The organism is Streptomyces sp. NPDC005483, assembly GCF_040606035.1.
In the GTDB taxonomy this organism is placed as follows: domain Bacteria; phylum Actinomycetota; class Actinomycetes; order Streptomycetales; family Streptomycetaceae; genus Streptomyces.
Genome location: NZ_JBEXEA010000006.1, coordinates 114,887 through 140,621, shown reverse-complemented (window position 1 = coordinate 140,621; position 25,735 = coordinate 114,887). Strand labels below are relative to the sequence as shown.

The window sequence follows — 25,735 nt, the reverse complement described above, 5'->3', positions numbered from 1 at the left end:
GGTCTTCTCGCTCTTCGGCCCTGACGGCCCCGTCTCCCTGTCAGACAGAGACGGCGCAGGGTGCAGTTGCGCGCGTCGCGTAAAACGTGTCCCAAGATTCGTGTCATGGCAGGAGGGGGCGGGCATCACCGTCCGCACTCCGGCGACTCGGCCCTTACCGTCATCGACGCCAGGACACCGTCGCGCACTGCGGCGGCTTGCGGGTCATGCGTACGGGTCGAAGGGGCTGGCCGCTCATCGGAACGTCGGCAATCGGGTGGGCGCTGAAGCCGCCGTGCCGGGAGGCGGACGGGTACGACGGCGAGTCCGCGCCCTGCTTGACTCACCATGTACTCCCAGTCGTGGCGGTGGCCGATGCCCGGAGATGCCTCGTCCTTCTCGAAGTAGCTGGCGTGGATGATCCCGCACCGGCGGCCGGGTAGCAGGAGTCCGTGTCGTAGTCGTACATGGGCTCGAAGTACTTCTGGAAGGTGGTGGCGTTCTCCGGCGGAGCGGTTCGCCCTGCACCAGCACGACCCCCGCGTGGCGCGGCGCGGCGGGACATGGCGCGGGTGTCTGCGTATGCAGTGGCGGTGGCCTTCGGCGAGGCATGGGCGCGGCTTTTCAAGACCTCGGACGGAGTGATCTGTGACACCGCTGTGACCGGAGCTGTGGGTTCCGCCACAGCCCGGGACGCGTCTCCCTGGTGGGGTGGGCGGATGCCGACCGCCTCCCGCACCGCCCCCGCCGTCCTCTCCGCTGCCCTGCTGCTCGCCGCCTGCGGTTCCCAGAGCGCCTCGCCCGGCGGGGATGACGAGGGTGGCCCGGTCCGGGCCGAGGCGCTGTGCCCGACGGACGTCGCCCGGTACGGCAGCCCGCTGTCCTCAGAGGCGTCCGTTCGGTCCTCCGGCACGCCGACCGTGCTGCCTCTGCCCTCCGTGGGCGGCGACACCGCGGACGAGGACGGAGTCAAGATCACCGCGCTGTACGCCTGGGGCGCGCGGAGCGGCTGCGCGGCAGTCGACTACAGCGCGGACTTCGAGATCACCAACCAGCAGACGGAGACCGCCACTTACATGCTGACCATCGGGTTCCTCTCGGCCTCCGGAGGTGCGGTCTACAACGCGCAGCAGACCGTCGAGGCGGTCGGGCCGGGGCGGACCGTCAAGGGCACCGTCGTCATGGGGGAGACGGTCGGCAACGCATCCGAGGTGACGGGAGCGGAGGTGACCAAGGTGCGGAACGTTCCCGAAGCCGAGGCGTCGTCCGCCTCGGGAACGTGCCCGGAGTCGGGTATGCACCTTTACGCCGACGAGGGGGACGCGGCCATGGGGCTGCGCGTCGTGGGCCTGCACCTGGTCAACTGCGGTACCCGGCCCATCAGGCTCAACGGCTACCCGAGACTCACGGTCCAGGATGAGGACCACCACACCGTGGACGGCGTACGGATCCTCCAGGGGACCGATCAGATCGGTACCGGCATCGATGGGGACAGCAGCCCGCGACCGGTCGTCCTGCGGCCGGGTGAGGCTGCGGTGACCGGACTGGCCTGGCGCAACACCACCCAGGCCGGCGAACCGGTGAACGCGCCGTACGTCCGCGTCTGGGCCGAGCCCACAGCTGATCCGGTGATGGTCGTGCCGGAACTCGACCTCGGGACGACCGGAAAACTCGGCGTCGGTCCGTGGCGGAAGGACGAGACACGCAGCAACCCCGCCGCCACCACCCCCGCGCGCCCGTGATCGCCCTCCTCGCTCTGATCACGTGCGCGTTCGCCGTGTACCTCCTCGTGCAGCCGCGTGTCGCATCCGGGATCAAGGTCGTCCTCCTCACGGCCCCACCGGTGGCCGGGGTCGTCTGGCTCCTGGACGAGGTGTTCGAGAAGCCGTTCACCGCCGGAGCCGTCGCGTCGGTGTTCGCGGTCATACTGCTCGCGCTGCTAGGGCTGCTCGGCCACCCCCGCCTGCCGACCTGGACGAAAATGATCGTGTTCGGCACGGTGCCGGCGGCGGCGCTGGCCTGGCTGCTGATCGTCACGGCGGACGACACGATCAAAGACCCCGGCGAAGACCCGTGCTCCATGTACTACGGAGGCGTCGGCGGCTCGAAGGGGTTTCCTCCACAGGCGTACTGCCGCTACGAGGACGGGAGCACCCACGACCTCGCGACCGGCACCCAGTTCGTGTTCTGGGTCTGCTTCGCCATCAGCCTGGCACTGCTGTCGATCGGCTTGTGGCAGGTCGTACGGGACCCGAAATCGCTCGTGCGGCAGTTCCGCTCCGAACTGGGGCAGGGCAGTCGGGGAACCGCGTGAGGTGATCGGTCGGCGGGTTGCGGTGCTGGGTGCGCAGGTCTTCCCGTGGGCTGCGGAGGGTGCTTGCCAACGGCGTGGTCTCGCAGCGTGTGTTGACACTCTTGTGTGCGACAGCAGCTACCGAGGCGGTGGAACGGCCGAGGCACTACGTCCCTGCCCATCCACACCGTCCGTAGTTCAGGGGTTGCTGCGCGCTGACGTGTGGCCTTTCTGCCGCCGCAACGGGTTCGAGGTTGTCTGGGCAACTGGTGTGCGGCGAGGTGAAGTTGAGTGGCAGGATGTGCGCGTGTGAGCGACCGCAGCGCATTCATGACCATTGCGAAGGCGGCCGCGCCGCTTTACGTGACCACCCTCGCGGCTTCGGCAGGCTCTCTCGTCGACACTGCCCTCCTGGGCCGCCACTCCACCCTCTCACTGGCCGCGTTCGCCGTGACGGTGGCCGTCTTCAGCCCGGCAACTGCCACCGTGGCAGGTGCGCTCCGCGGGGTGATGCCGTTCATCGCGCCGCACCGTAGCGCCCCCGGGAACCTGTTGCCGCTGGTGCGCAGCGGTATGTGGCTGGCGTTCGCTGTGGGCGGAGTGTGCGCGGTGGCGGTGGCGGCGGTGCCGCTGCTCGGCGACATGTTCGGAGTTCGGCCCGGCGTCCTCGCCCAGCTGGGCACATTCCCATGGATGCTGGCGGGCAGCGTACTGCTGATCGCGGTCGGCCAGTCGGCAACCTCCGTGCTGGTCGCACTGGGCCACTCCGCTGAGGTGATGCGGTCCGGTCTGACGGGCACCGCGGCGTCGGTGACATTGTCGGGGCTGCTCGTCGGAGGCCCGGGACCGCTGCCGAGCTACGGGCTGACCGGTGCGGGCCTGGCCATGCTCGCCTCCAGCCTGGTCAGCACCAGTCTCAACCAGTACGCGCTGCGCCGCCGCACGGTGCTGGCCGGTCGGCGGATACGACCAGGCCGGCCGGATCCGCGCCAGATACTACGTCTAGCCCGTGTAGGACTCCCACTCGGCGGAACCGTACTCGTCAAGTTCTCGGTGCTCGGCGTACTGACCTTCGCGGCCGCCCGGATCAGTACCGACAGCGCCGCCGTGCACAGCGTGTCCGAATCGCTGGTGAACGTCATCTTCACCGCGGCGGTCGCGGTCGGTCAGGCCACGGTCCCGCTGATCGCCGAATACGCCGAGGCACGGGATCCCGTGCGCATCCGGCGCAGCGTGTCGGCCGGGATCCGGGTAGCTCTGTGCGCAGTCACCGTACTGGGGACTGTCCTGCTCGTGCTGCAAGGCCCGATGGTGGGTCTGTTCACCAAGACCCCGGCACTGGAGAACCAGGTGATCGGACTGTTGCCGCTGATCCTGGCAGTGGTGGTCTCCGACGCCCTGCAAGCAGTGACGGGCTTCGGCCTCGTCGGACTCAAACGCACCGGGCCGAGTCTGGTGTCCACTGCGGTGTGGTTCGGGATCCTGGCCGCGCTGTCCGTCCCGGTCGCCGACACAACCGGGTTGCCCGGCCTCTGGACCGCCCTGGCATGTACGAACCTGCTCCAGGCCGTCACCAAGTTGGTGTCCTTCCTTCGCCACAGCGCCCAGATCGGCGCGTCCGTCCCATCGACAGCGTCAGGCGGGAATGCCACCGCTGTACCAGGGCCGGGGCCAGGACGCTGAACGTCTCTGGGCCTTTTGAACGCTGCGGCGTTGATGTGCGCGGTCTACTCGGGGCGTCGGTCATGACCTGTGCCAACACAAAGGGTGCGCCGTGTGGCGCACGGACGGGATGACAGGTGATCGACTACGACGGCGAGGCCCGGACCTATGACGCTTCCCGAGGCGGCGAACCGCGGGCGCAGGCGGCGGCGGACGCCTTGGAACAGTTGCTGCCCCAAGGCACCTGCACGCTCCTGGACATCGCGTGCGGCACGGGCATCGTCACCAGGAGACTGCTGCGGCCGGAACGCACGGCGCTGGGAGTCGACCGCTCGCCCAGGATGCTTGGCCTGGCCGCCCAGCGAGTGCCTGGAGGCACGGCATGCGCCGATGCCACACAGCTTCCTGTCGCGTCGGACAGTGTGGATGCCGTGGTGATGGTCTGGTTGCTGCATCTGCTGCCCGACCCTGCTGCGGTGCTGGCCGAGGCAGCCAGGGTGCTGCGGCCTGGCGGTGTGCTGATCACTACCGTCGGCAAGGACGATGCGTACTTCGTCGAGGACAGCGACATAGCCCAGATCACAGCGGAGCTGCGACGCCAGTACGCGCCTCGTGTGCCTGATCACGTCGCCCGGGTACTCGACTTGGCGGCCGCGTACAGGCTGGGGCTCGTCGGCGAGACTGTGTTCCCAGGCACCGGTCAGGGCCGCAGCCCGCGCAGGTGGCGCAAGGCGATCGACGCAGACCACATCCCGTGGTGCACGCATGCCGCCCCGGATCAGGTGGCGGAGGTTAGTCGGCGGCTCTCCGAGCTGCCGGACCAGGAAGCACCGCGCCCGGACCCGTTGTATCGCCTCATCGCTCTGAAGGCGTGAGTAGATGTTTTTCTTCTTCGAGCTGGCGAGTGCGGACCGTTGCAGGAACTCAGGATGCCGGCGGGCGCGTCTACTCGTACCAGCAGGCGTTGGACTGGCTGGCTTCAGTCGAGTCCGGGCCGCCGCAAGTCCGACATGCCGGTCACTCATCGTGGCGCAAGTCGGTAGAGCGATGGCTTCCGGGTCTGCCCGGTCACAGCAGGTCGGGTTGCTGCCATTCGGTGTCGAGGACGTGGTGGTCGAGGAAGTTGAGGCATGTCTCGTACCACAGGTGTGTGTGGTTCGGCTTCAGGATCCAGTGGTTCTCGTCCGGGAAGTAGAGGTACTTCGCGGGGACTTCGTGCCGCTGCAGTTCCTGGAAGAGGGTGGCGCCCTGCCCGACGGGCACGCGATAGTCCTTGGCCCCGTGGATGACCAGCATCGGGGTGCGGATTTTGGCGACGTCCAGGTGCGGGGAGTCGGCCTCGTACCGCTCGGGGCGGGTCAGCGGGTCGCCGAAGATCCGCTGGAAGTACCAGGGCACATCGGTGTCACCCTGAAACATCCGCAGGTCCCACAGACCTGCATGGCTGATGATCGCCTTGAACCGGTCCGTGCTGGTGGCGACCCGGTTCGCCATGTATCCGCCGTACGAGCCGCCGGCGAGCGCCGTGCGTGAGGCATCGATGTCGTTTCGGGCCTCGGTCGCGTCGGTCAGCGCGATCACATCCGTGTACGGGCGCCCGCCCCACTGCCCCCAGCCGCGCCGGTGGTTGATCTGTCCGTAGCCGGTCGACAGGGCTGGATCCGGCAGCAGCACCGCATAGCCGCGTGCTGCGAAGGGCCACGGGTTCCACCGCCAGGTCCAGCCGTTCCAGCTGAACTGCGGTCCGCCGTGGACGGCGACAAGCAGCGGAGCGGGCTGCTCGGTGGACGCGCCCTCGGGCATCACGAGCCAGCCGCGCAGCAGGAACCCGTCGTCCGCCTCCGTGTGAACCTCGGTGAGTGTGCCGGGCAGCTGGCCGAAGCCACCCGGGGCGGGCAGCCCGGCCGGAGGCTGGTCGGCGATGCCGGCGTCGATCCGGACGGGCGTCGGCGGCGCATCGACCGCGTGGTGCAGGGCGTAGAGCGTCCGCCCGTCGGGGGCCACGGTCAGCGAGCCGTACGCACCCGAAGCCGTCAGGCGTGTGACAACTCCGTCCGGATCGCGCCGGAAGACGGGCGCGTGCCCCTGTTCATCGGACGTGAAGAACAGCGTGTCGTCCAACGGTGAACAGGCCACGCCACCGGGCCAGTTGTCGAACCTGGGCAGCAAGTCCCGCACCGCGCCGTCGGCCAGGTCGACCCGGACGAGAGTCGCTTCCCAGGGTTCGTCGTACGTCGGGTAGCGCATCCGGCGGCACACGATGGCCGAGCCGTCGTGTGTGAACCGCGGCCCCTCGTAGAGGTGCTCCAGATCGCCGACGACGTGGATCTCCTCACCGCTCGCCGCGTCGGCCACCACCACGGCGGTGCGATGCTCGTCCGGGACCCGCCCGGGCACGAACCGGCGGTACGCCACCCGTGTGCCGTCCGGCGACAACGCCGCGTCCCCCGGATCCTCCAGACCGATCCCCTGCCCGCCGGCATGGACTGGCTCCGCGTCGGCACCGGCGCGGACGAAGGTGTGCGGCTCCGCCGGGCCAAGATCGTGGTCCCATGCACGGGTCGGCCCCGCCTCATACAGAATCGCGGTGACCTTCGCGTCCTTCCGCGCCGCGCGCAGCATGCCGTGCGCCTCGGCGTCGGCGGCACCCGGCAGCAACCCCGCGGTGTGGCACAGCGCGCCGGAGTCACGGGCGACGGTGACCGCAGCGATCCCACCTGGGTGCCGGGCCACGACGACGGCCTCTCCGCGCGGCGGCAGCGCCCACAGAGCGGCACCCTCGTCCTCGTCGCCGTCCGCAGCGCGGCGTTCGGACAAGAAGTACAGCGTCCCGTCCGGACCGAACACCGGCCCCGACTCACCCTTGTCGGACCGAGTCAGCCGCAGCGCGCCGCGCTCCCCGGCCGGATCTATCTCCCACAGACCGGACACGAACCGCGTCCCGTCCCCGGACAGCGACTGCACGACGGCTACGAGACGAGTGCCATCGACGGACAGGGCAAGGGAGTTGACACGGGGGCAGGCGACGAAGGCGGACAGGTCACGGAAGGCGGACGGGCCACCTGAGGACTCGATCATGCAGGCGATTGTCGCCCCGGCACGATACAGACAGCCAGGGAGCATGACGTGGGGCGCCCGTCTGTCAGCAGCTCTTCCCACATAACCGACCGCACATACACGGATGTAACGCCGTACGTTGTCGCCGTTACCGAGACGCTCTCGCGGAACGGCCACTCCTGCCCGAGAAGCCCCACGACGGCACTGACCTGCCGCGTTGAGGAGGAAATCACCTACGGACACCGCACAGACCTGATCTTCCAAGTCTGGTGCTCCGAACGGTGTCCCGAACACGGTCGCCTGCACGGGTATTCGCCGGACGCTGGGGCAGCCTTCGTCTGATCATGTGCTCCGACCAATGTGCACCGATCAAGACGAGGGCCGTGAAGTGAGTCTGCTGCCTGACGCCGGTCCCGGGGAAGCGTTCGCGCAGGCGTCACGCTTCCGGGACGGCCTATTCGACTGCCTGACCGCGCGCGGGGACGAACTGTTCGAGCTCGTCGATGCGTTGTTGTGCGCGGACGGTCCGGTGACCTCGCCGGTGGATCTGACGCTGGTGGCCGAGCACCGGCGTGGGCACGGCGCAATGTATGAGGCATTGAACTGCGGGAACGTGGACGTGCCCCGGCTGCGTCAGGTGCTGGCCGGGCTGCCGATGCCACAGGCTGCCGACGGCCGCCTGGTCCTGGCGGTCGACGTCAGCCACTGGCTCCGCCCGGACGCGCCGACCAGCGCGGACCTGCTGTTCTGCCACGTCTGCGGTCGCAGCGGACGGTCCTCGGACCAGTTCATCCCCGGCTGGCCGTACTCCTTCGTCGCCGCCCTGGAATCGGGCCGGGCGTCCTGGTGCCAGCTCCTGGACGCCGGCCGGCTCGGGCCCGAGGGCGACGTCGCCGAGGTCACCGCCGCCCAGCTCCGCCGTATGGTCGAGGACCTGATCGAGATGGGCCGCTGGCACGACGGCGACCGCGACATCCTCATCGTCTTCGACGTCGGCTACGACGCCCCGCGCGTGGCCCACCTCCTCGACGGCCTTCCGGCCGAAGTGCTGGGACGGATGCGCTCCGACCGTGTCGTGCGACGGCCGACGCCCTCGCTCAAGGAGTACGCCCCGGCCTATCCCCAGGGCGGGCGACGGCCGAAGCACGGCAAGGAAGTCCGCTTCGCCAAGCCGGACACCTGGGGCGAGCCGGACACGGCAACGACGCAGGTCACCGACCCGTACGGCACTGCCCGCGCGATGGCCTGGGACCGCATCCACGCCCGCCTGACCACTCGCTCTGCCTGGATCGACCACGCCGGTGAATCCCCATCGTCGAGGGCACGCTGATCCGCCTGGGGAAGGTTGTTGGCCGGGTGAGTCGGCCTTCGACGGCGATCTGGGAAGCGTCCGCGGGCGTGACAGCCCTGCGGATGCGGGTGTGGACGCTTTCGACCGCGTTGGTGCTGCAGATGACTTTGCGGATCTTGACGTTGAGGGAGAGGAAGGGCAGGTCCTTGGCCCCGGCCAGGGCCCTGCGGAGGCCCCGGCCGGAGACGGCGTCAGCCGTTCAGGGGTGCGACCGTGACGCGGTCGATGTCCGGCGCGTACGCGGCGGCGTTGCCGAAGGTGATGGTGTTGGTGCCCGCCTTGAGGGTGATCGGGACCGGCAGGTACCAGAAGTTGGACCAGCTGTAGCTGTTGCGGAACATGACCGTCTGCGTGGTGCCGTTGACGGTGATGTCGCCTGCCCGGGACACGACGTTGGTGTTGTAGTTCCCGGAGCCCGAGACCTGGTTGTTGGCGTAACGGACGCTCATCACGTACCGCCCGGCCTTGGCCGCCTTCACGGACAGCGTGAGGGTGTTGCCCGAGCCGTTGCCGATGTCGCCGACGTACTTTCCGCCCGAGGTCCAGGAGTTGCTCGCGACGGCCGCGCTGCCGGCGAGGGTGCCGTCCTCGGCCTCGTAGGCGGTCACGCCCTCCGTGCTCGGCGCACCGGTGACACGCAGGTCGCGCAGGGAGAGCTGGGTGGAGCCCTGTGCGGCCGCGGTGATGCGGTTGTTGCCCGCGGACAGGTACAACCGCAGGGTCTTTCCGGTCTCCTTCCCCTTGGCCGGTGTCAGCGTGGCCGCTGTGGCGCCGTCCAGGCTCAGGGTGCCGTTGCCGGTGTAGTCGGCCCGCACCGTGTAGTACCCGTCGGCCGGTGCGCTGACGTCGAAGACGGCCTTGTCGCTCTTCCGCAGCACCAGGGCACCGGCGCCGCTGACGCCCGAGGCGGAGTAGTCGTACGACGGTGAACCGGTGATGTCGGCGTACGTCGCCGGGTAGACGGCCTGCGGTGTCTCCGACGCGGTGAGGTCGATCTTGTCGAGGGTGACCTCGCTGGTGCCCTTGGCCAGGGCCAGGGTATGGGTGCCGGCCGACAGGGTGACCGGGGTGCGCACGACGGAGCGATAGGTCCAGTTCAGCGTGGACCCGTAGGTGAGGGTCACCGGGGAGCCGCCGTCCACCGTGAGGATCTGGGTGGAGGGGGTGCCGGACTGGTTGCCGTAGAAGACGTCCAGGTCGTACGTGCCCGTCTTCGGGACGGTGACGGTGAAGGCGACCTTGCTGCTCGGCTGGTTGAGACTGCCTACGTCCTTGGTGCCCGAGGTGGCGAAGCCGTAGGGGTTGGAGCGCGAGCCCTGGGAGTAGACCGTGCCCGCGGTGATCGCGGCGTTCTCGGCCTCATACGACGCCGACCAGGGCAGGCTCGCCGCGGTGGGCGTGCCGCCGCCGGCCGGGTTGACGGTGACGCGGTAGGCGGCCATGGGGTCCAGGCCGGTCAGCGGCACGGTGACAGCGCGGTCCTTGCCGACGGTACGGGTGGTGCGGGAGACCACGCCCGGTGCGGCGCCGCCCTCGTAGCCGCTCCAACCAACGCGCTCCACCGTCACGTTGACGTCGTGGCCGAAGGAGGTGGGTATGTGCTGGAGCACGGTGTCGACCGAGCCGGAGGTTCCGCCGCCGAGGAGGACCTGGGCCTGCTTGCGGCGCGTGTCCAGCGACCCGATGCCCTGCAGGGTGTCGATGGTGTTGGCCTGCGGCGGGGTCGTCGCGACGGTCTTGCCGGTCAGACCCGCATACCAACGCAGCAGCCACCAGCTGCCGTTGGGGATGTTGGTCTGGACGGCGTTGTCGTTGAGGTTGCCCGCGATGTTCCAGTACGCCTGGTCGGCGTAGACCTTGTTGCGTTCGAACATCGACAGCCACTGGACCATCTGGCCGGGCACCGACTGGTCGCGCCGGTTGGCGTACTCGTTGATGCTGACCGGGCGGTGGGGGATGCCGGCGTTCTTCTCGATGGTCCGGTAGGCGGCCAGGTTGGACTCGAAGTTCGCGAGTGAGCCCGGGTCGAGTTCGTGCCAGGTGGTGACGTCCGGCAGGACGTTGTGGGCCTTCGCCCAGGGGTAGAAGTCGGCCATGAGCCGGGCGTCGTAGTGGGTTTCGTTGGGGCCGGCGATCCGGGCGTCCGGGATGATCGAGCGGATCTTCTTGTACACGGTGGCCCAGTCCTTCTCGAACCGGTCACGCGTGCTGGTGTAGGTAGCGGTGTCGGAGCTGCCCAGGCCCTGGTACCAGATGCCGTCGGGCTCGTTGAACGGCACCCATATGAAATCGTCCGCGTCGGGGCGGGCGGCGACCTTGCGGACCATGGTGTCGACCTTGGCCAGGTAGTCGTCCAGGCCGAGGTTCTCGTAGGGCCACTGGGAGTAGTAGTCCTGCATGTAGATCTGGACGTCGCCGCCGCCGGCGCGGTCGTAGGCGGGCTTGACCGTCAACGCGTCGCCGTTGGGGTGCTGCAGGCCGTCGGGCGCCTTCTGCACGATCGAGGTCATGTGCAGGGGGTCGAGCAGATTGTCGCCGGGAACGCCGTCGTCGCTGAGACCGTAGAGCGTGCCGTTGGCGCCGTGCACGACGGCGCCGGTGGTCCGGCCGAGGTCGACTGTCAGCTGAGGTGTCGCCGCCTGCGCGGTGGGGATGGTCAGGGCCGTGCCGACGAGGGCTGCGGCGACGACGCCCGCGCCCATGAGGCTGCGGAAGCGTGTGGATCTGCTGGCTGTTCGAGGCATGTCGGTCCTCCTCCTCCCGCGGCGTTGCGGGAGGCGTGCGGGGCTGGGTGGATCCGGCGTGAGCCGGGGGTACTTGACGGTGCCGCTGGTGATGCCGGGGATGACGCGGCCCTGGGCGGTGACGAGGGCGAGCACCCGGGGAGGGCTCGTCATCACGACAAGGGCGAGGGTCAGGTGCCGGTTGTCGAGGTACGGCTGGGCGCCGGTGACCCGAGTGAGGTCGGGCGGCAGGGTGTTTTCGTCCCCTCCGTCGGGGGCGAAGCAGGCGGCGGGATGCCGATGGTGACGGCTGCGAGGGCATCGCGGGAAGCGGTGCTGCCGGTCAGGAACACGCTGGCGTACGGCTTCGTGTCGGGCTTCGTGCCGGTCCGCGTGTCCCAGCTCCTGCCGGGCGGCGAAGGAGACGACGCGCCGGGCGCTCGCGGAGACTGCCGTCGCCCCCTGTCGCGGGGTGTCACCACGGAGCCGTGCAGGGTGGTTGCGCTTCCGTGGAGGGCGATGTCGGGCGTACGGATGGGGACGGACCGGATCACGCCGCCGACCAGTGCCGGCGCGAGCGCGTCGCAGCTTGAGCCCGGCGCCTCGGTGGCCACCTGAGTCCGCTCCCGGGTCGTCCCCTCGTGCACGTCCGAGTGTTCGTGGACGACCCGCGACGCAGGCGGGTGGGAGAGGCCTGTCGCACCTTTGTGACCGGTCACATGCATGCGAGGATTGTGAGCGGTCACAACGTGAGCGTCAAGAGGCGGACGCATGGAATTCATGTTCCGCGTACCGCAGTTGGCCACGGCTCACCCTGCCCGCCGAGCGGAGTGCCCAGCTCAGACCCGTGAGGACCGCCTTGGTGCGGCCCCTACGGAGGGAGGGAAAATGTTGACCACGTCAGTCGGGGTGCGGCGGGAATTGCATACGGGTCTCGGACTCGGACCGGGGAGCGCACCTTCATGGAGCCCGATGTCGATGCCGCCCCGTGGACGTCGGGGCTGCGCTGTCCTTCGCGCATCGGGCTTGGGGAGAGCCGGTTCCGATGAGGGGACGGACACACTCGAGGCTCTGGCCGAGCGGCTTGGTCATGGTCGACAACTCGGCCACCTGGGGCTTCAATTCACGGTCAACCGCTGTCGGCGGCCGACGGAGCATGTCGGCGACGGCGGCAGGTGAAGGCGACGGCGACAGGTGAAGCCAACGAAACTTTCCGCGCCGCCGGGGGGACGCGTGGAAAGAGCACGACGGGGCGCGGCCGTGGCGCTGTGTGCCGACGATCCACGACGGGGGCGCGGCCGTGGCGCTGTGTGCCGACGCTCTCGTCCAGGACGAATCCGCCCTGGACGGAACTGGCATACCTTTGAGCCTGGCCACTGGCCACTGTCCAGTTGACAGTGGACGGCTCGACCCGGTGCTGGTGGGACTACGTCGCTCGGCGCGTCGCGCCCTCTGGCGGTTCTGGTGTCAGCCGCGTTCTCCACCGGGTGTGCCGAGTCGGACCAGTACGGCCGTGTCGGTGCGTGGCAAGGAAACGGTGAGGTGCCCCGTGGCCGCGTCCCAGGTCGCCGTGGCACCCGCGTCGGTCGGGTACAGCAGCTCGACGCGCGGGGGAGTGCCCATGAGGTGGGGGATTCGGAAGGCCCGGCTGTCGGCGCTCTCCAGGGCTTCGATACCCGAGGAGGTGGGTTTCCGCCGCCACAGTGCGAGGTAGGTCGCGGAGTCCGTGCGCAGTCCGTGGGCCAGCCAGTCGTCGTCCCATGACGGCAGGCCCAGGGGCCAGAGGGGGAGCGCGCCGCTGATCTCGGACCGGATGCTCTTGTAGACGTCGACGCCCGAGCGGACGAGGGCCGACTGCGCGGCGTCCATGCGGTCCAGGAAGCCGGAGAGATGCACACGGCCCAGCAGGGCGGTGGTCATCGTGAACGCGATCTGGTCGAGATCGAAGTGGGGTTGCGGGTAGGCCCAGACGGCCGCCTGTTCGGGCGTGACCGCGGTTGCCGCCGAGGCTGCGATGGGCGGGTAGCGCAGCGGGTCCTGCTGGTCGCTCGTGGACTGCAGTTGGGTGACCGCGAGTTGGGCGTAGTCCATGCGCAGCCCACCTGATCCGCAGTTCTCGAGTACCAGGTCGGGATGGCGGTCCAGGAGCGACGCGAGCCAGTCCAGGTGGGCGCGGTGGTGCCCGAGCAGGCCCGCCCCCGGGCTTTCGGTGCCGTTCTCGGTCCCGGGGCCGATGTTGATGTTGTAGTCGAGCTTCAGATAACCCACGCCCCACTCGCCCACGATACGGTCGACGACCTGGTCGAGATGGGCGCGGGCGGCGGGGTGGCGCAGGTCCAGGTGGTGGCGGCCGTGCTCGGTGATCCGGACCCCGCGCCGGCGGAAGAACGCCTCGGGCGGCAGGGTGTCGGCCAGCGGGCTGCGTACGCCGACGACCTCGGGTTCCAGCCACAGTCCGGGTGTCATGCCGTGCTGTCTGATGGCGTCCAGCACTTCCTGGATGCCGCCTGGAAAGCGGCGCCCGGCGGGTTCCCAGGCGCCCACGGCGTCCCACCAGCCCTGGGCGTCATCGTCGTACCAGCCGGCGTCGATGACGAAGACCTCCGCCCCGGCGGCACCGGCCGCCTCGATGAGCGGCAGGAGCTTCGCGGTGGTGGGGTCGCCCATCAGGGTGTTCATGTAGTCGTTGTAGATCACCGGCAGGGCGCGGAGGTCGGGGTGGTCGCGGCGGATGCGGCGGCGGTAGGCGGTGAGCTCGCCGAACGCGCCGTCGAGTCCACCGGTCCTGGCGCGGACGAGGACGGCGGGCACGGTGGTGAACTCCTGGCCCGGCGCCAGGGTCTGCCGCCACTGGTGATGGGCGTCGTCGGGACCGAACAGGGCGACGTAGGCGGCGCCCTCGCGCTCACCGGTCTCGTAGCGCCAGCCTGCGCTCGACTCGATCTGCCACAGCCAGGCACCCTCACCGCCGTCGGTGAGCGCGGCCAGGGGCAGGTGCCGGCCGGTCGACCAGGAGCCCTGCGAGTACCGCTCGAAGCAGCCGCGTCCCTCGTGACCGTGGGCGGCCCGGTTCAACGGGACGACCTGGTCCCGGAAGGCGGCCTGGCTCCAGCGGCACTCGGCGAGCCAGTCGTTGTCCGCCCAGTGCAGGGTCAGGCCGTCGAGACCGGCCGCCCGGTCGACGATGCCGCCGAGGGTGAGGGTGGACACGCTCTCCAGATGCAGGGGGGAGTCGCCCTCGTTGACCAGACGTACCTGCGAACGCAGGAACCCAGAGCCGGGGACGGTGCTGAGGGTGAGGTCGGCGGCGAGACGGGTCTGGGGGTCGGTCAGCCGGATCGTGGTGTGCCGCCACTGTCCGTCTTCGGTGGTGTCGTGGTCGCGCAGCACCAGGCGGTTGCCGACGGTCGTGTCGATGAAGCGCTCTCCGGACCAGGTGCGTCCGTGTCCGGTGAGGACGACCTCGACGACGGGGACGAGGGAGTCCCAGTGATGATCGGCGACGGGGGAGTCCTGGTGGTGATCGGCGTCGGTCAGCCTCACCGACCCGGCGGAGTCCGCGACGGCGCGCAGGCCGAGGGCTTCACTGGTCCACAGCAGAGACTCCTGGGCGATTTCAGCAGAAGCTGTCAACGCGATTCCCCTTCTGGGACAGATCGAACGGTTCGGTGGTCCCAGGCGGGCGTCTCGATGCGGTACGCGCAGGTGGCGTCGCGTTTCCGCGGTTCTCCAGGCCCGCGAAGCGATGGTTCGCTTTTTTGCCCGTGAGGTAACACCGCTGTTGCGACCTCTTGACGGCCGTGCTGTGACCGCTCACAATCCTCGCATGTCTGTGACCGGTCACACAAGCTCCGGAGCCCATGCCGGCCCTCAGGGGAAGCAGCGGAAGCCCGCGAGTATCCGCGACGTCGCCCAGGCGGCCGGCGTCTCCTACCAGACCGTTTCGAGGGTCATCAACGACCACCCGAACGTGAAGGACGAGACGCGACGCCGGGTCGAGGCCGCCATCGGCGAACTCGGCTTCCAGCGCAACGCCACCGCGTTCGCCCTGGCCAGCGGCGTCACCAGGTCGGTCACCGTACTGACGTCCAACACCGTCCTCTACGGCTACGCAGCCACCCTGCAGGGCCTGGAGGAGGCCGCCCGCGCCTCGGGATACTCGGTCGGCGTGCGGGTCCTGACCCCCGAGGACGACCTGGACCGGACCATCGCCACGGCTACCTCGGCCGGCGGCGGGATCATGGTCATCGGCTTCGACCGGCTCGGAGCAGCGGCCCTGGACCGTATTCCGTCCAACGTGCCGTGCGCCGCGGCCGTCGAAGCGCCGCCACCGGGCCGGACCCCTGCCCGACCGGCCGTGTGGGTCGACGACCGGGAGGCAGCCCGCGCCGCCACCGAGTACCTGCTCGAACTCGGCCACCCCACCGTCCACTACGTGGCGATCCCGGCCTCCACCGGCTCCAAGCGCTCGGCGGCACCACGCGCCGAGGGCTGGCGTCAGGCCCTGGTGACCGCCGGTGTCACCCCGCCGCCGCCCACCGGCAAGGGCTGGGACGCGCAGGCCGGCTACGACGCGGGCCGCAAACTCGCCCGCGATCCGGGCGTCACCGCGATCCTGTGCGGCAACGACGACCTGGCACTGGGCGTGCTGCGCGCCCTGCACCACGCCAACCGCTCCGTCCCGGGGGACGTCAGCGTCATCGGTTTCGACGACGCCCCGCACTCCGGCTTCGTGACACCCGCCCTCACCACGGTCCGCCTGGACTTCCAGGGGCTGGGCCGCTCCGCCTTCGGACTCCTGCGAGCCCAGCTGGAGCCCGATTTCCAGCCGCCCGAGCCGACGCTCGCCGGCCCCGATCTGATCCGGCGCGAAAGCACCGGGAGCCGGGACGTATGACCCGGGCACCTTCGCGCCCCTGCGTCGCCTCAGCCGTCACCCCTCTTCACAGCCCCGCTCCGCCAACCCTCGCGCGCTTAAGGAAAGACCCATGAAAAGAGCCGTTTCCTCCCTCGCCGCCGTGTGTGCCCTCGGACTGGCTGCCACCGCCTGCAGCGACGCCTCCGGCGGCACCAGCTCCGGTGCCGCCCCGACCGGGTCAGTGAACGCGACCGCGAGCCTGAAGGGCGTCCACCTGACGATGTGGGTGGCGCAGAACAGCGTCGGTGAGCCCAAGCAGGCCATCAGCGCGTTCGAGAAGGCGACCGGGGCCACCGTCACCACCCAGGTGATACCGGACCCCTACGAGTCGAACGTGCCCACCAAGCTGGCCTCCGGCGACAAGCCCGACCTGATGTTCTGGCAGCCCACGGGCTCCACGCTGCCGTTCATCCAGCCGCAGAAGAACCTGCTCCAGCTGGACAACGAGGACTGGGTCTCCAAGCTCGGCAAGACCGAGCAGAGCCTCGGCCAGGTCGACGGCCACCGCTACGCCGCGATCGTCACCAGCCCCGCCTCCCTCGGCGTCTACTACAACAAGGCCGTCTTCGCCAAGGCCGGCATCACCAAGATGCCCACCAGCTACGACGACCTCCTCGCCACCGCCGCGACGATCAAGTCCAAGACGGGTGTCGCGCCGTTCTTCGAGGTGGGGGGCGACAAGTGGCCCCTGCAGTGGCAGGTCCAGCTGCAGATGACCGACCTGCCGCAGAGCTTCTGGGACAAGCTCAACAAGAACCAGGCCAAGTGGACCGACCCGGTGATCGTGAACGCGATCAAGAAGTACAAGACGAAGGTCCTGGACGGCGGGCTGGCGCAGAAGAACTACAAGACGGCCACCTTCGTCGACCAGGGCAAGGCGATCCTGGACGGCAGCGCCGCGATGGCCGTGAACGTCACCTCGCTGCAGAGCGAGATCCAGGCCACCTCCAACACCGCCGAGATGGACCAGAAGCTGGGGTGGTTCCCCGTCTCCAACAGCTCCGGCAAGGCTCTCTACTCGCCCGACCAGACCAACGGCGTCGTCGCCTTCAACACCGGCGACACCCAACGGCAGAACGCCGCCCGCCAGTTCCTGTCCTTCTGGCTCGGCAAGGACTACCCGGCCTACATCAAGGCGAACCGCATCGTCTCGGTGGAACCGTCCGTGCCCAACCCCGACGGCCTGCCCCAGACCGCGACCGCTCAGGCCGACTCGCTCGCCACCGCCACCGGTGTGTTCCAGGTCAAGGCTCTCACCGCGCCCGACATACACCTCGCCCTGGCCGACATGATCTACGGCAAGAAGACGCCGGAGCAGGTCGCCCAGGCGGCCCAGGACCAGTTCGCCCAGGTCCTCAAGGCGCGCGCCGTCCCCGGCTTCTGACCGGCACGTCCCTTCGCACGACCCGCCCCGGGCGCCCGCCAGCAGGGTTGCCCGGGGCCACCCACCGGAGGTGAGAAGTGGCGGACACAGCCACCATCGGCGTCACCGACGTCAGTCCCAGCACAGCGGACGGCCCGGCCGGGCGCGCTCCGCGCCGTCGGCCGCGCAGCAAACCCAACCAGCCGTGGTGGTTCGCCCTGCCCGCGCTCGCCGTGTTCGGCGCCTTCTTCCTGCTGCCGAACCTGCTCAACTTCGTCTACCCGTTCACGAACTGGTCGGCGTTCCACTCGGACATCCGGTTCGCCGGACTGTCCAACATCCGGAGCATCCTGCAGGACGGCTCGATGTTCCGGGACATCCGCATCACCGTGGAGTACGCGGTGCTGGTCGCCCTCTTCCAGAACGGCTTCGGGCTCGCCCTGGCCCTCCTGCTGGAGCGCGACAGCCGGTTCAACCGCTTCTTCCGTGCGGTGTTCTTCCTGCCGGTGCTCATCTCGGCCCTCGCGGTCGGTTACATCTTCCGCGCCCTGCTCGCCCAGGACGGCGCCCTCAACAGCGTCCTGTCCTCACTCGTCGGCCATCACGTCGACACCCCCTGGCTGGGTTCCACGACCTGGACGCTGGTCGTGGTGACCCTCATCCACGGCTGGAAGTGGATGGGCCTGGCCATGCTGATCTACCTGGCAGGACTCAAGAGCATGCCGGGAGACGTCCTGGAGGCCGCCCGTATCGACGGCGCCGGACCCTGGCGCACCTTCTGGTCGATCCGGTTCCCGCTGCTGGCCCCTGCGGTGACCTTCAACGTCACCACCGCACTGATCGGCTCCATGAACACCTTCGACATCGTGCAGGCCACCACCGCCGGCGGGCCGGGCAGCGAGACGGAGGTCTTCAACATCTACATGTTCCGCGTCTTCGGCCAGGGGCTGTACGCCCAGGCGTCCGCCATGAGCCTGGTCCTCTTCCTCATCGTCGTCGTCCTCGCCGTCCCCGTCATCGTCGGTCTGCGCCGAAGGGAGAACAACCAGTGACCACCGTGCCCGTGTTCACCCCCGCGCGCCGGCATCTGCCGCGCTGGGTACAGCCGGTGGCCGTCGTGCTCGTCGCCGCCGTCACCATCGGCATCCCGCTGTGGCTCGTCGTGGTCACCTCGATGAAGCCGCAGGCCGAGGCCATCAAGCCCAACCTCTCCCTGCCGCACCACGTCCAGGTCGCGGACAACTACCAACAGACCTTCGACCAGGGCAAGATCGTCCAGGGCTTCGTCAACAGCCTCTTGGTCGTGGTCCCTTCGGTCGTCCTGGTCCTGTTGCTGGGCGCGGGCGCCGCCTGGGTCTTCGCCCGCCGCACCGGGCGTCTGGTGGGCACCCTGTACGCGCTGAGCATCAGCGGACTGCTGCTGCCCCCGGCGGTGATCACCATCGTCATGGAACTGCGCCAGCTGGGCCTGGCCGGCACCCAGCTCGGCATGATCGCCGTCTACACCGGCATGTATCTGTCCACGTCGATCTTCTTCATGACCGGCTTCATCCGGAACCTCCCCGAGGAACTGGAGGAGGCCGCGCGCATGGACGGGGCAGGGCCGGCACGGGTCTTCTTCCGGATCATCCTGCCGCTGCTGCAGCCGGTCATCGCCACCGCGACGATCATGGTGATGCTGTTCGCCTGGAGCGACATCTTCTACGCCTTCTTCGTGCTCGGCGGCGGCGCGAAGGCCACCCTGCCGCTCAACCTCTACCAGGTCGCCAACGCCCAGCTGTACCTCAACAACTGGCACCTGATCTTCGCCTACGTCGTGATGATGAGCCTGCCGATGGTGGCGGTGTTCGTCGTCGCCCAGCGCAGGGTCGTCGCCGGCATCACCAGCGGGGCCGTCAAGTGACCCAGTCTCCCTGATCCCCGGGGCGTGACTCCCCGCACGCCCCGGACTCCACTCTCTGTGCCGCCCATATGGCTGTCCTGCGTGAGGGATTACGTAATTTCACGGATGCGGAACCATGCCCCGTGACGCGTACTGTGCCTGGTGTGGTCCATGATCTTCAACGCGCTGCTCGGCCCGGGGGTTTGTCGACGTTCCCGCGCGCCTGCCCTGTCTGCCCTGCCTTTGCGGGCAGCGTCGGCCGCAGGGACGCCTTGCCGGACTTCCATGTCCGGCGTTGAAGAGTGAACGTCTGCGACTCTCCGTCGGATTCGTGCACCGACCACATCGACAGGCCCGGCCCAGCAGGCAGTTCTGCAGCCCTCTCTCAACACCAGGGGTAGTCACATGCGTATACGTGTCAAAGCCGTCGTGTTCTCTGCCGTCATCGTGTCCACGTTCGTTCTTCCGGCAACCGCTCAGGCGGTGGAGCGTCCGGGTGGGTCGGCAGGCCTCGGCGGCTTCGCCGCGAAGACCGTCCATCCGAACGACTCGCTGGGCAGCATGAAGTTCTCGAAGGCTGTCATCAACGGCGGCAAGGACATCGTTTTGGGCGTCACGACCAAGAAGACCGTCACCGTCACGTACGTCGCCACCAGTTCGAGCGGGGTCGCACTGACGGAAGCCTTCCTCTGGCAGGGGACGGACAGCTCCAGCACGGACACCATCACCGGTTCCCTGGGCACCGACGACGACCCCAACTGCGTCGAGTCCACGGCCCAGACCGGTGTCTATGCCTGCACGGCCGTCTTCCACATCAACGCCGCCACCGACTTCAAGAACAACGGTGTCGCCGGAACCTGGAAGCTGTTCCTCGGCGGTTACGACCTCTACGCGAACGCCAGTTACGACGACAACGTCGCGACCACCAAAATCAAGAGGGCCTCCCAGCTGACCGTCAACGCCACCCCGGAGCCGGTGAAGAAGGGCAGAACCATCACCGTCGTCGGCACCCTGAAGCGGGCCGACTGGAGCAACGGCAAGTACGGCGGCTACGCGGGGCAGAAGGTGTCGCTGCAGTACCGCAAGAAGGGCAGCCAGACCTACACCACCCTCAAGTCCGTCACCAGCGGCACCGGTGGTGCCCTCAAGACCACCACCAAGGCCACGGCCGACGGCTACTACCGATACTCGTTCGCGACCAACACCACCACCGGCGCTTCCTCGGCGGCCGGCGACTACGTCGACGTCAAGTAGCGCCCCAGCTCACACCACCGGCTCGTGGCTCCACGTGTTGCCTCCGTCCGTCGGCCGGCAACACGTGGAGCGTGGCCGGCATCTGACAGCTCATCACGTCGCCACGTCACCAGCGCGCTGCTCATACCGGCGCTGCGCTGTCACCCGGTGGCCGTCGGATCAGGTGCAGACAGACTGTCGCCGCGATGACGGTCCGCCGTTCGTGGGCGTCCAGGCGAGAGTCCATTTCGACGACGTACTGCTGCAACCCGATCCACGAGTCGATGGTGCTCACCGTGACCCGGCCGAGAACCTCCGGCATCGGTCCCCCTTCCGCAGCGGGATCGGTGAGATGCCATTGGATGTACGGGAGCCCGGGCCGTGTGAGGAGGAGCCGGCGTCCCTTTTCCGTCCGGAGCTCCAACTGCCGCGACTTGACCAGTCCACGGGCACCGGCGGCGCCGACCTCCCGGTCCGCGGCGTCGGTGAAGCGGAATTCCGCGGGCCCCGACTGCTCGATACGGATGATGAAGTCGCCGGACATATCCGTGAGCACGCAGTGCGTGTCGTCGGTGTACGTGACCCGAGCCAGCGGAGTCCCCTTCACGGTGGCCACCGTCAAGACAGGACCCAGGTATCTGCGCCAGCGGGAACGCTTCGGCTGTCCCACCACGACGGTTTCCAGTTCGAACAGACCGGGCTCCGTCATGGGTCTCCCTTCAGCGGTTGTCAGGGCGTCGGCCGGGGTGTCGTCTGTGCGTCGACCGGAAGGTTCAGCCGGCCCGCGACGGACGACAGGGCGGTTCCCAGCGGGAGGCTGACGCGGGTGTGCGCGAACTGGTCGCCGCGGGTGGGGTCCCGGTTGATGATGAGGACCCGCTTGTCGGCCTCGACCGCTTGGCGGACGAACCTCAGTCCGGACATCACCGTGAGCGAGGAGCCCAGCACCAGTACGGATCTCGCCTCCCGGACCAACTGACGGCAGCGCTCGATCCGTTGCGCGGGCACTGTTTCGCCGAAGAACACCACATCGGGCTTGAGGATGCCGCCGCAGTCGGCGCACGGCAGGACGCGGAAGCCGGCGACCTGTTCGTCGGAGAGGTCGGCGTCACCGTCGGGGTTGATTCCCGCGGCCACCGGCGCGAAGGCCGCATTGGCCTCTTCCAGCCGTACGGCGAGGTCACGGCGTGAGGTGACGGCGCCGCAGGCCAGGCATCGGACTCTGGCCAGGCTCCCGTGCAGTTCCACGACTCCCTCGGCGCCGGCGGCCTGGTGGAGGCCGTCGACGTTCTGGGTGATCACACCCGAGAGCAGACCGTGCCGGGCGAACGCGGCGACGGCCTGGTGACCGGCATTGGGACGGGCGCGCCCGAACGTACGCCACCCGAGATGGCTGCGTGCCCAGTATCTTCGCCGTGCCTCCAGGGATGCGGTGAAGTCCTGGTACGTCATCGGCGTGTGCCTGCTCAGGCTCCCGCCCTCGCCGCGGTAGGCGGGAATGCCCGACTCCGTGGAGATGCCCGCCCCGCTGAGAACCAGCACACCGCCGGCGCTCAGCGCGTCGGTCACCGGTCGGAGATCGGCGGTGGCCGGTGGCAGGTCCGGGGGAGGGGTCCAGTGCAGTGTCGGACGGGTGCGCATGTGAGCCAGGGTACGGAACCAGGCCCGCTTCGTGTCTCCCGGCCGTGCCGGTCCTTCGGCACTACGCCGGTCCCTCGCCGAGCAGGTAGCCGATGGCGTCCACGACGTCGTCGACCGTGTGGTGTGGAGTCACCAGTCGGTCGGGCCAGGGGCGGCCGGTGACCCAGATGGTGCGCAGCCCCGCCTCGTGGCCGCCGACGATATCGGTCTCCGGGTTGTCGCCGGTCATCCAGTCGCCGGGGCTGAGCTGCGTACCGCATCGTGCGGCGGCGAGTTCGAACAGGCGCGAGTCGGGTTTGCTGATGCCGACGTCGCCGGACGCCGCGATCCCGTCGATCAGGTCCGCCAGTCCGGTGGCGTGGATCTTGGCGCGCTGGATGTCGCTGGCGCCGTTCGTGGCGACGCCGATGCTCCAGCCTGCCTCCTTGAGACGCTCCAGGCTGCTGAGGACGGCCGGGCGGCAGTGCACCGAGGACGACATACGGTCGATGTAGACGCGCCACAGATGGTCGGCGCTCTCGGCGACGGGGAAGGCGGCACGCAGTCGGTCGAAATCACCGCGCTCGGCGTGGTCGGCGAGCTCGGTCAGCAACCATTGTTCGATCTCGGGGCCGTAGCCGTGGTCGCTGCTCAGACTGGTGATGGCGTCGGCGAAAGCGCCGCTGCGGTCGACCAAGGTGCCGTCCAGATCGAAGATCGCGAGTTTCACGATGATGGACCCTACTTGCCGTGGCGGGCGACCGGTATGGGCCCGTCCCGCTCCGAGCCGCCGCACGGTCGGACGGCTATGGCTCACGCTGTCAGGGAGACGGGTAACTCGTCCTGTGGACTGGGCAGTTCATGGCGGTGGGGAGGTGTTGCGCGGTCCGGTCTCGTGACGCCGGGGCGCACGTCACGCGTCCAGTGTCGTGGCAGTCCGGTCGCGGGTGTCGGCGGCGGGGGCGATCAAGATGGCGGAGGCGACGAACACCAGAACCGCGACCATCGCCGTACGCAGCCCGTAGTGGTCACCCAGGAAGCCGAGGGCCGGCGGCCCGACGAGGAACGCGACGTAGCCGATGATGGCGACCAGTGAGACGCGCGCGGTCTGGTCGGGGCCTGAGTCGCCGGCCGCCGACAGGGCCACCGGGAAGCCGAGAGAGGCCCCAAGTCCCCAGAAGAGGACGGAGCCGGCCGCGACGGCCACGTTGTCGGAGAAGATCACGAGGACGAGTCCGAGAGCCCCGGAGACGGCGCTCGCTCGCAGGACGGCTGCGCGTCCGAAACGGACGAGGAAGAACGTGCCGCAGAAGCGCCCCAGTGCCATCGCGGCGGCGAACCCGACGTAGACGAGTGAACCGGCTGTGGCGTCCAGGCCGTGGCCGTCCACCATGAGCAGCGGCAGCCAGTCGTTGGCGGCTCCTTCGGCCAGGGCCATGGCCAGCACGATGGCGCCGATGAGGAGCAGCTTGCGGTCCGTCCAGACCGGCGGCCCAGAGGGCGGGGCCGAGTCGGACGTGTCATGTTGCGTGCTGAGGCCGACGCCCGCAGGAAGCGCACGTGAGGCGTGGACCAGCATCCCTGTGGAGACGAGCGTGATCACGGCGAGATGCCAGTGGACGGGGATCCCCGCGGCCGTGGCGGTCATCCCGGCCACCCCGCCGACCACCGTGCCCAGGCTGAAACATCCATGCAGAGTGGGCAGAACCGGTGTGCCGGTGATGCGCTCGACGTCGGCGCCGTCCACGTTGACCGCCACCTCGCCCGAGCCCATCCCCGCGCCGAACAGGAAGAGCCCGGCCGTGACCAGGGGAGGCGACGCAACGGCGCTGCCGGCGCCGATGACGATCGTGGCCGAGATGATCAGGGTGGTGCCGAGCACGATCACGGTCCGTGTGCCCAAGCGCTCCACGAGGCGGCCGGAACAGAGGATGCCGATCATGGATCCCACGGACAGGCCGAACAGGATCAGCCCCATCTCCGCGGTCGACACGCCCAGTCGGTCCCGCACGTCGGGAGTGCGCGTGACCCACGAGGACATGGCGATACCCGGCAGGAAGAAGAAGAGGTAGAGGGCCTGGCGGCGCCGACGCGCGGCGGGGTCTGTCAAGAGGAGGCTCCGCGGGGCTCGGATGAACGGCGCGGGCAGGCGACGGGCCCCGCGTCCAGCAGTTATGTACAAATCTACATAACTGCTCGGCAGGGGAGAAGAGCAGTCGGAGTCGGACCACTCAGATCTCCGGTTGTGACCGCTGTCGAAGCCGCCGACGTCCCGCCGGGGCAGGCGTCTACGACCGGAGTGCTCGCGTCTGCTGCGTGGCGGCCGCCCGGTCGTAGACGTTGTCCGGCGTCACGATCTCGGTGATCGCCCGTGCCAGCAGGGAGGACGGCTCCTGGCCCTGGTACGTGATGTCAGTGTTGATCATCAATACGAGGGTGGCCTTCTTCGAGGGCAGGTAGACGGTCACGGTCTCGTAGCCGGGGATGGAGCCGTTGTGCCCGATCCAGCCGCCGCTCTCGAAGATGCCGAGGCCGTAGCTCGTGCCCGGGTGGCCGGTGGGCAGCATGGTGAGCCGCTGCGCCTGGGTCTGCGGCCGCAGCAGAGTGCCGGTGGCGACGATCCTCGCCCAGCGATGCAGGTCGCGCAGGTCGGAGATCATCCCGCCGGCCGCCCATGCCCAACTGGGGTTCCAATCGGTGCTGTCGGTGACCGCACCACTCAGCGTCTGGTCGGTGTAGCCGTGCGGGTGCGGCTGGGGGAACTCGGAGCGGTTCGGAAGCAGCGTGTGGGAGAGGCGGGCCGGGCGCAGCACCCGCTTCTCGATGAAGTCGGCGAGGCGTTGCCCGCTGACCTTCTCGACCACGAGGCCGAGCAGAACGAAGTTGGTGTTGGAGTACTGGAATTGCGTCCCCGGCGCGAAGGTGTTCTTGTGCCTGAAGCCGTACGCCAGTACCTGCTGCGGGGTGAACGACCGCTTCGGATCGCTCAGCAGATCGTGCTGGAAGTCCGCGTCGTCGGTGTACGGGAAGAGACCGCTGCGCATTTCGGCGAGATGCCGCAACGTGATGTGGGATCCGTTGGGCACGTTGCGGACGTAGTCGGAGATCGGGTCGTCGAGTCCGAGCCGGCCGTCGTCGACGAGCTTGAGCAGCGCCGTGGCCGTGAAGGTCTTGGTCTCGCTGCCGATCCGGACGAAGACATCGGTGTTCATGGGCTCACCGGTGGCTTTGTCGGCGATGCCGGTCGCGCGGACGTAGCTGCCCTTGCCGGGCATCCACAGGCCGGTGACGACACCGGGTACGCCGGTCTGCCGACGTACCGTCTCGATGGCCTTGTCCAGCCGCGTGGCAAGCGAGCGGTCGAGTTCACGCGGGGGACAGTCGTCATCGATGGACCGGTGGGCCGTGAGGGGCTGGGCGGCGGTGGCCGGGGTAATTGCTGCCGACGGAGCCAATACGGACGCCGTGAGCAGTGCTGCGGCGAAAACACGGCGGGCGGGGATACGACGTCTCACGTCTGCGTGCCTCTTCCAGGTTCGGGGCGAGGCAGCCAGGTCACCATCTGCGCCGATGCCGCGAGTTCTTGGTGCGATCGGCTCCGCCGGAGTCCACCCGTTCAGCGCGTCGCGAGTCGCTCTGACGCACTAGGGCGAT

General features: G+C 68.9%; 17 protein-coding genes and 3 pseudogenes. 10 read left to right on the top strand and 10 right to left on the bottom strand.

Annotated elements, in window-relative coordinates:
* Positions 1-229: 229 nt before the first annotated feature.
* Positions 230-487 (bottom strand): annotated as a pseudogene (locus ABZT06_RS13955) (NPP1 family protein); the annotation flags it as partial.
* Positions 488-698: 211 nt separating this feature from the next.
* Between ABZT06_RS13955 and ABZT06_RS13950 the strand changes: the two are divergent.
* The 4 genes from ABZT06_RS13950 to ABZT06_RS13935 all read left to right on the top strand — a co-directional run bounded on the left by ABZT06_RS13950 (position 699) and on the right by ABZT06_RS13935 (position 4,809).
* A complete protein-coding gene (locus ABZT06_RS13950; RefSeq protein WP_355739684.1) occupies positions 699-1,721 on the top strand; it encodes a DUF4232 domain-containing protein in 1,023 nt (340 codons plus the stop codon).
* Entirely contained in the window at positions 1,718-2,293 is a 576-nt protein-coding gene (locus tag ABZT06_RS13945; protein WP_355739681.1) for a hypothetical protein, read from the top strand. The genes ABZT06_RS13950 and ABZT06_RS13945 overlap by 4 nt, the downstream gene beginning before the upstream one ends.
* Positions 2,294-2,581: 288 nt before the next feature.
* Complete coding sequence (locus ABZT06_RS13940) at positions 2,582-3,955, top strand: MATE family efflux transporter (RefSeq protein ID WP_355739678.1); 1,374 nt, start codon at positions 2,582-2,584, stop codon at positions 3,953-3,955.
* Between the two features lie 116 nt (positions 3,956-4,071).
* Positions 4,072-4,809, top strand: a complete 738-nt coding sequence (locus tag ABZT06_RS13935; RefSeq protein WP_355739675.1) for a class I SAM-dependent methyltransferase — start codon at positions 4,072-4,074, stop codon at positions 4,807-4,809.
* Between the two features lie 193 nt (positions 4,810-5,002).
* Here the strand turns inward: ABZT06_RS13935 and ABZT06_RS13930 are convergent, their stop codons facing one another.
* Positions 5,003-7,012 carry a S9 family peptidase gene (locus ABZT06_RS13930; RefSeq protein ID WP_355739672.1) on the bottom strand — a complete coding sequence of 670 codons (2,010 nt, stop codon included), beginning with the start codon at positions 7,010-7,012 and terminating at the stop codon, positions 5,003-5,005.
* A gap of 337 nt (positions 7,013-7,349) precedes the next feature.
* Here ABZT06_RS13930 and ABZT06_RS13925 point away from each other — a divergent pair.
* Positions 7,350-8,329, top strand: a pseudogene (locus ABZT06_RS13925) (transposase); the annotation flags it as partial.
* A 62-nt stretch (positions 8,330-8,391) separates the two neighbouring features.
* Here the strand turns inward: ABZT06_RS13925 and ABZT06_RS13920 are convergent.
* The 3 genes and pseudogenes from ABZT06_RS13920 to ABZT06_RS13910 form a co-directional block, all read right to left on the bottom strand.
* A pseudogene (locus tag ABZT06_RS13920) lies at positions 8,392-8,484 on the bottom strand (transposase); the annotation flags it as partial.
* 49 nt (positions 8,485-8,533) lie between these two features.
* Complete coding sequence (locus ABZT06_RS13915; RefSeq protein ID WP_355739669.1) at positions 8,534-11,086, bottom strand: CBM35 domain-containing protein; 2,553 nt, start codon at positions 11,084-11,086, stop codon at positions 8,534-8,536.
* 1,446 nt (positions 11,087-12,532) lie between these two features.
* Positions 12,533-14,698 carry a glycoside hydrolase family 36 protein gene (locus ABZT06_RS13910; RefSeq protein WP_355739666.1) on the bottom strand — a complete coding sequence of 722 codons (2,166 nt, stop codon included), beginning with the start codon at positions 14,696-14,698 and terminating at the stop codon, positions 12,533-12,535.
* Positions 14,699-14,891: 193 nt separating this feature from the next.
* On the opposite strand from ABZT06_RS13910, the gene ABZT06_RS13905 reads away from it, so the two are divergent.
* From ABZT06_RS13905 to ABZT06_RS13885, 5 genes are all read left to right on the top strand, one after another.
* Complete coding sequence (locus ABZT06_RS13905) at positions 14,892-15,962, top strand: LacI family DNA-binding transcriptional regulator (RefSeq protein ID WP_355739663.1); 1,071 nt, start codon at positions 14,892-14,894, stop codon at positions 15,960-15,962.
* Positions 15,963-16,053: 91 nt separating this feature from the next.
* Positions 16,054-17,367 (top strand): carbohydrate ABC transporter substrate-binding protein, encoded by a 1,314-nt coding sequence (locus ABZT06_RS13900; protein WP_355739660.1) that lies wholly within the window; start codon positions 16,054-16,056, stop codon positions 17,365-17,367.
* Between the two features lie 95 nt (positions 17,368-17,462).
* Positions 17,463-18,398, top strand: a complete 936-nt coding sequence (locus ABZT06_RS13895; protein WP_355740165.1) for a sugar ABC transporter permease — start codon at positions 17,463-17,465, stop codon at positions 18,396-18,398.
* Positions 18,395-19,249: a carbohydrate ABC transporter permease gene (locus ABZT06_RS13890; RefSeq protein WP_355739657.1), complete on the top strand. Its 855-nt coding sequence runs from the start codon at positions 18,395-18,397 to the stop codon at positions 19,247-19,249. The genes ABZT06_RS13895 and ABZT06_RS13890 overlap by 4 nt, the downstream gene beginning before the upstream one ends.
* A gap of 384 nt (positions 19,250-19,633) precedes the next feature.
* Positions 19,634-20,482: a hypothetical protein gene (locus ABZT06_RS13885; protein ID WP_355739654.1), complete on the top strand. Its 849-nt coding sequence runs from the start codon at positions 19,634-19,636 to the stop codon at positions 20,480-20,482.
* Positions 20,483-20,603: 121 nt separating this feature from the next.
* On the opposite strand, the gene ABZT06_RS13880 is transcribed toward ABZT06_RS13885, so the two are convergent.
* The 5 genes from ABZT06_RS13880 to ABZT06_RS13860 all read right to left on the bottom strand — a co-directional run bounded on the left by ABZT06_RS13880 (position 20,604) and on the right by ABZT06_RS13860 (position 25,596).
* Positions 20,604-21,170 carry a hypothetical protein gene (locus tag ABZT06_RS13880; RefSeq protein ID WP_355739651.1) on the bottom strand — a complete coding sequence of 189 codons (567 nt, stop codon included), beginning with the start codon at positions 21,168-21,170 and terminating at the stop codon, positions 20,604-20,606.
* A 20-nt stretch (positions 21,171-21,190) separates the two neighbouring features.
* On the bottom strand, positions 21,191-22,102 hold the full coding sequence (locus ABZT06_RS13875; RefSeq protein ID WP_355739648.1) for an NAD-dependent protein deacetylase: 912 nt from the start codon (positions 22,100-22,102) through the stop codon (positions 21,191-21,193).
* A gap of 61 nt (positions 22,103-22,163) precedes the next feature.
* Positions 22,164-22,811, bottom strand: a complete 648-nt coding sequence (locus ABZT06_RS13870; RefSeq protein WP_355739645.1) for an HAD family hydrolase — start codon at positions 22,809-22,811, stop codon at positions 22,164-22,166.
* Between the two features lie 183 nt (positions 22,812-22,994).
* Positions 22,995-24,191, bottom strand: a complete 1,197-nt coding sequence (locus ABZT06_RS13865; protein WP_355739642.1) for an MFS transporter — start codon at positions 24,189-24,191, stop codon at positions 22,995-22,997.
* Positions 24,192-24,369: 178 nt separating this feature from the next.
* The gene (locus tag ABZT06_RS13860; RefSeq protein ID WP_355739639.1) at positions 24,370-25,596 is read right to left on the bottom strand and encodes a serine hydrolase domain-containing protein; all 1,227 of its coding nucleotides are present in this window, start codon (positions 25,594-25,596) and stop codon (positions 24,370-24,372) included.
* Between the last annotated feature and the right edge of the window lie 139 nt (positions 25,597-25,735).

What these genes read in the sequence shown, in the direction of transcription:
- ABZT06_RS13880 (WP_355739651.1), bottom strand. Translation starts at nt 21,170, where the DNA reads ATGACGGAGCCCGGTCTGTTCGAACTGGAAACCGTCGTGGTGGGACAG.
- ABZT06_RS13875 (WP_355739648.1), bottom strand. Translation starts at nt 22,102, where the DNA reads ATGCGCACCCGTCCGACACTGCACTGGACCCCTCCCCCGGACCTGCCA.
- ABZT06_RS13950 (WP_355739684.1), top strand. Translation starts at nt 699, where the DNA reads ATGCCGACCGCCTCCCGCACCGCCCCCGCCGTCCTCTCCGCTGCCCTG.
- ABZT06_RS13905 (WP_355739663.1), top strand. Translation starts at nt 14,892, where the DNA reads ATGTCTGTGACCGGTCACACAAGCTCCGGAGCCCATGCCGGCCCTCAG.
- ABZT06_RS13915 (WP_355739669.1), bottom strand. Translation starts at nt 11,086, where the DNA reads ATGCCTCGAACAGCCAGCAGATCCACACGCTTCCGCAGCCTCATGGGC.
- ABZT06_RS13900 (WP_355739660.1), top strand. Translation starts at nt 16,054, where the DNA reads ATGAAAAGAGCCGTTTCCTCCCTCGCCGCCGTGTGTGCCCTCGGACTG.
- ABZT06_RS13885 (WP_355739654.1), top strand. Translation starts at nt 19,634, where the DNA reads ATGCGTATACGTGTCAAAGCCGTCGTGTTCTCTGCCGTCATCGTGTCC.
- ABZT06_RS13930 (WP_355739672.1), bottom strand. Translation starts at nt 7,012, where the DNA reads ATGATCGAGTCCTCAGGTGGCCCGTCCGCCTTCCGTGACCTGTCCGCC.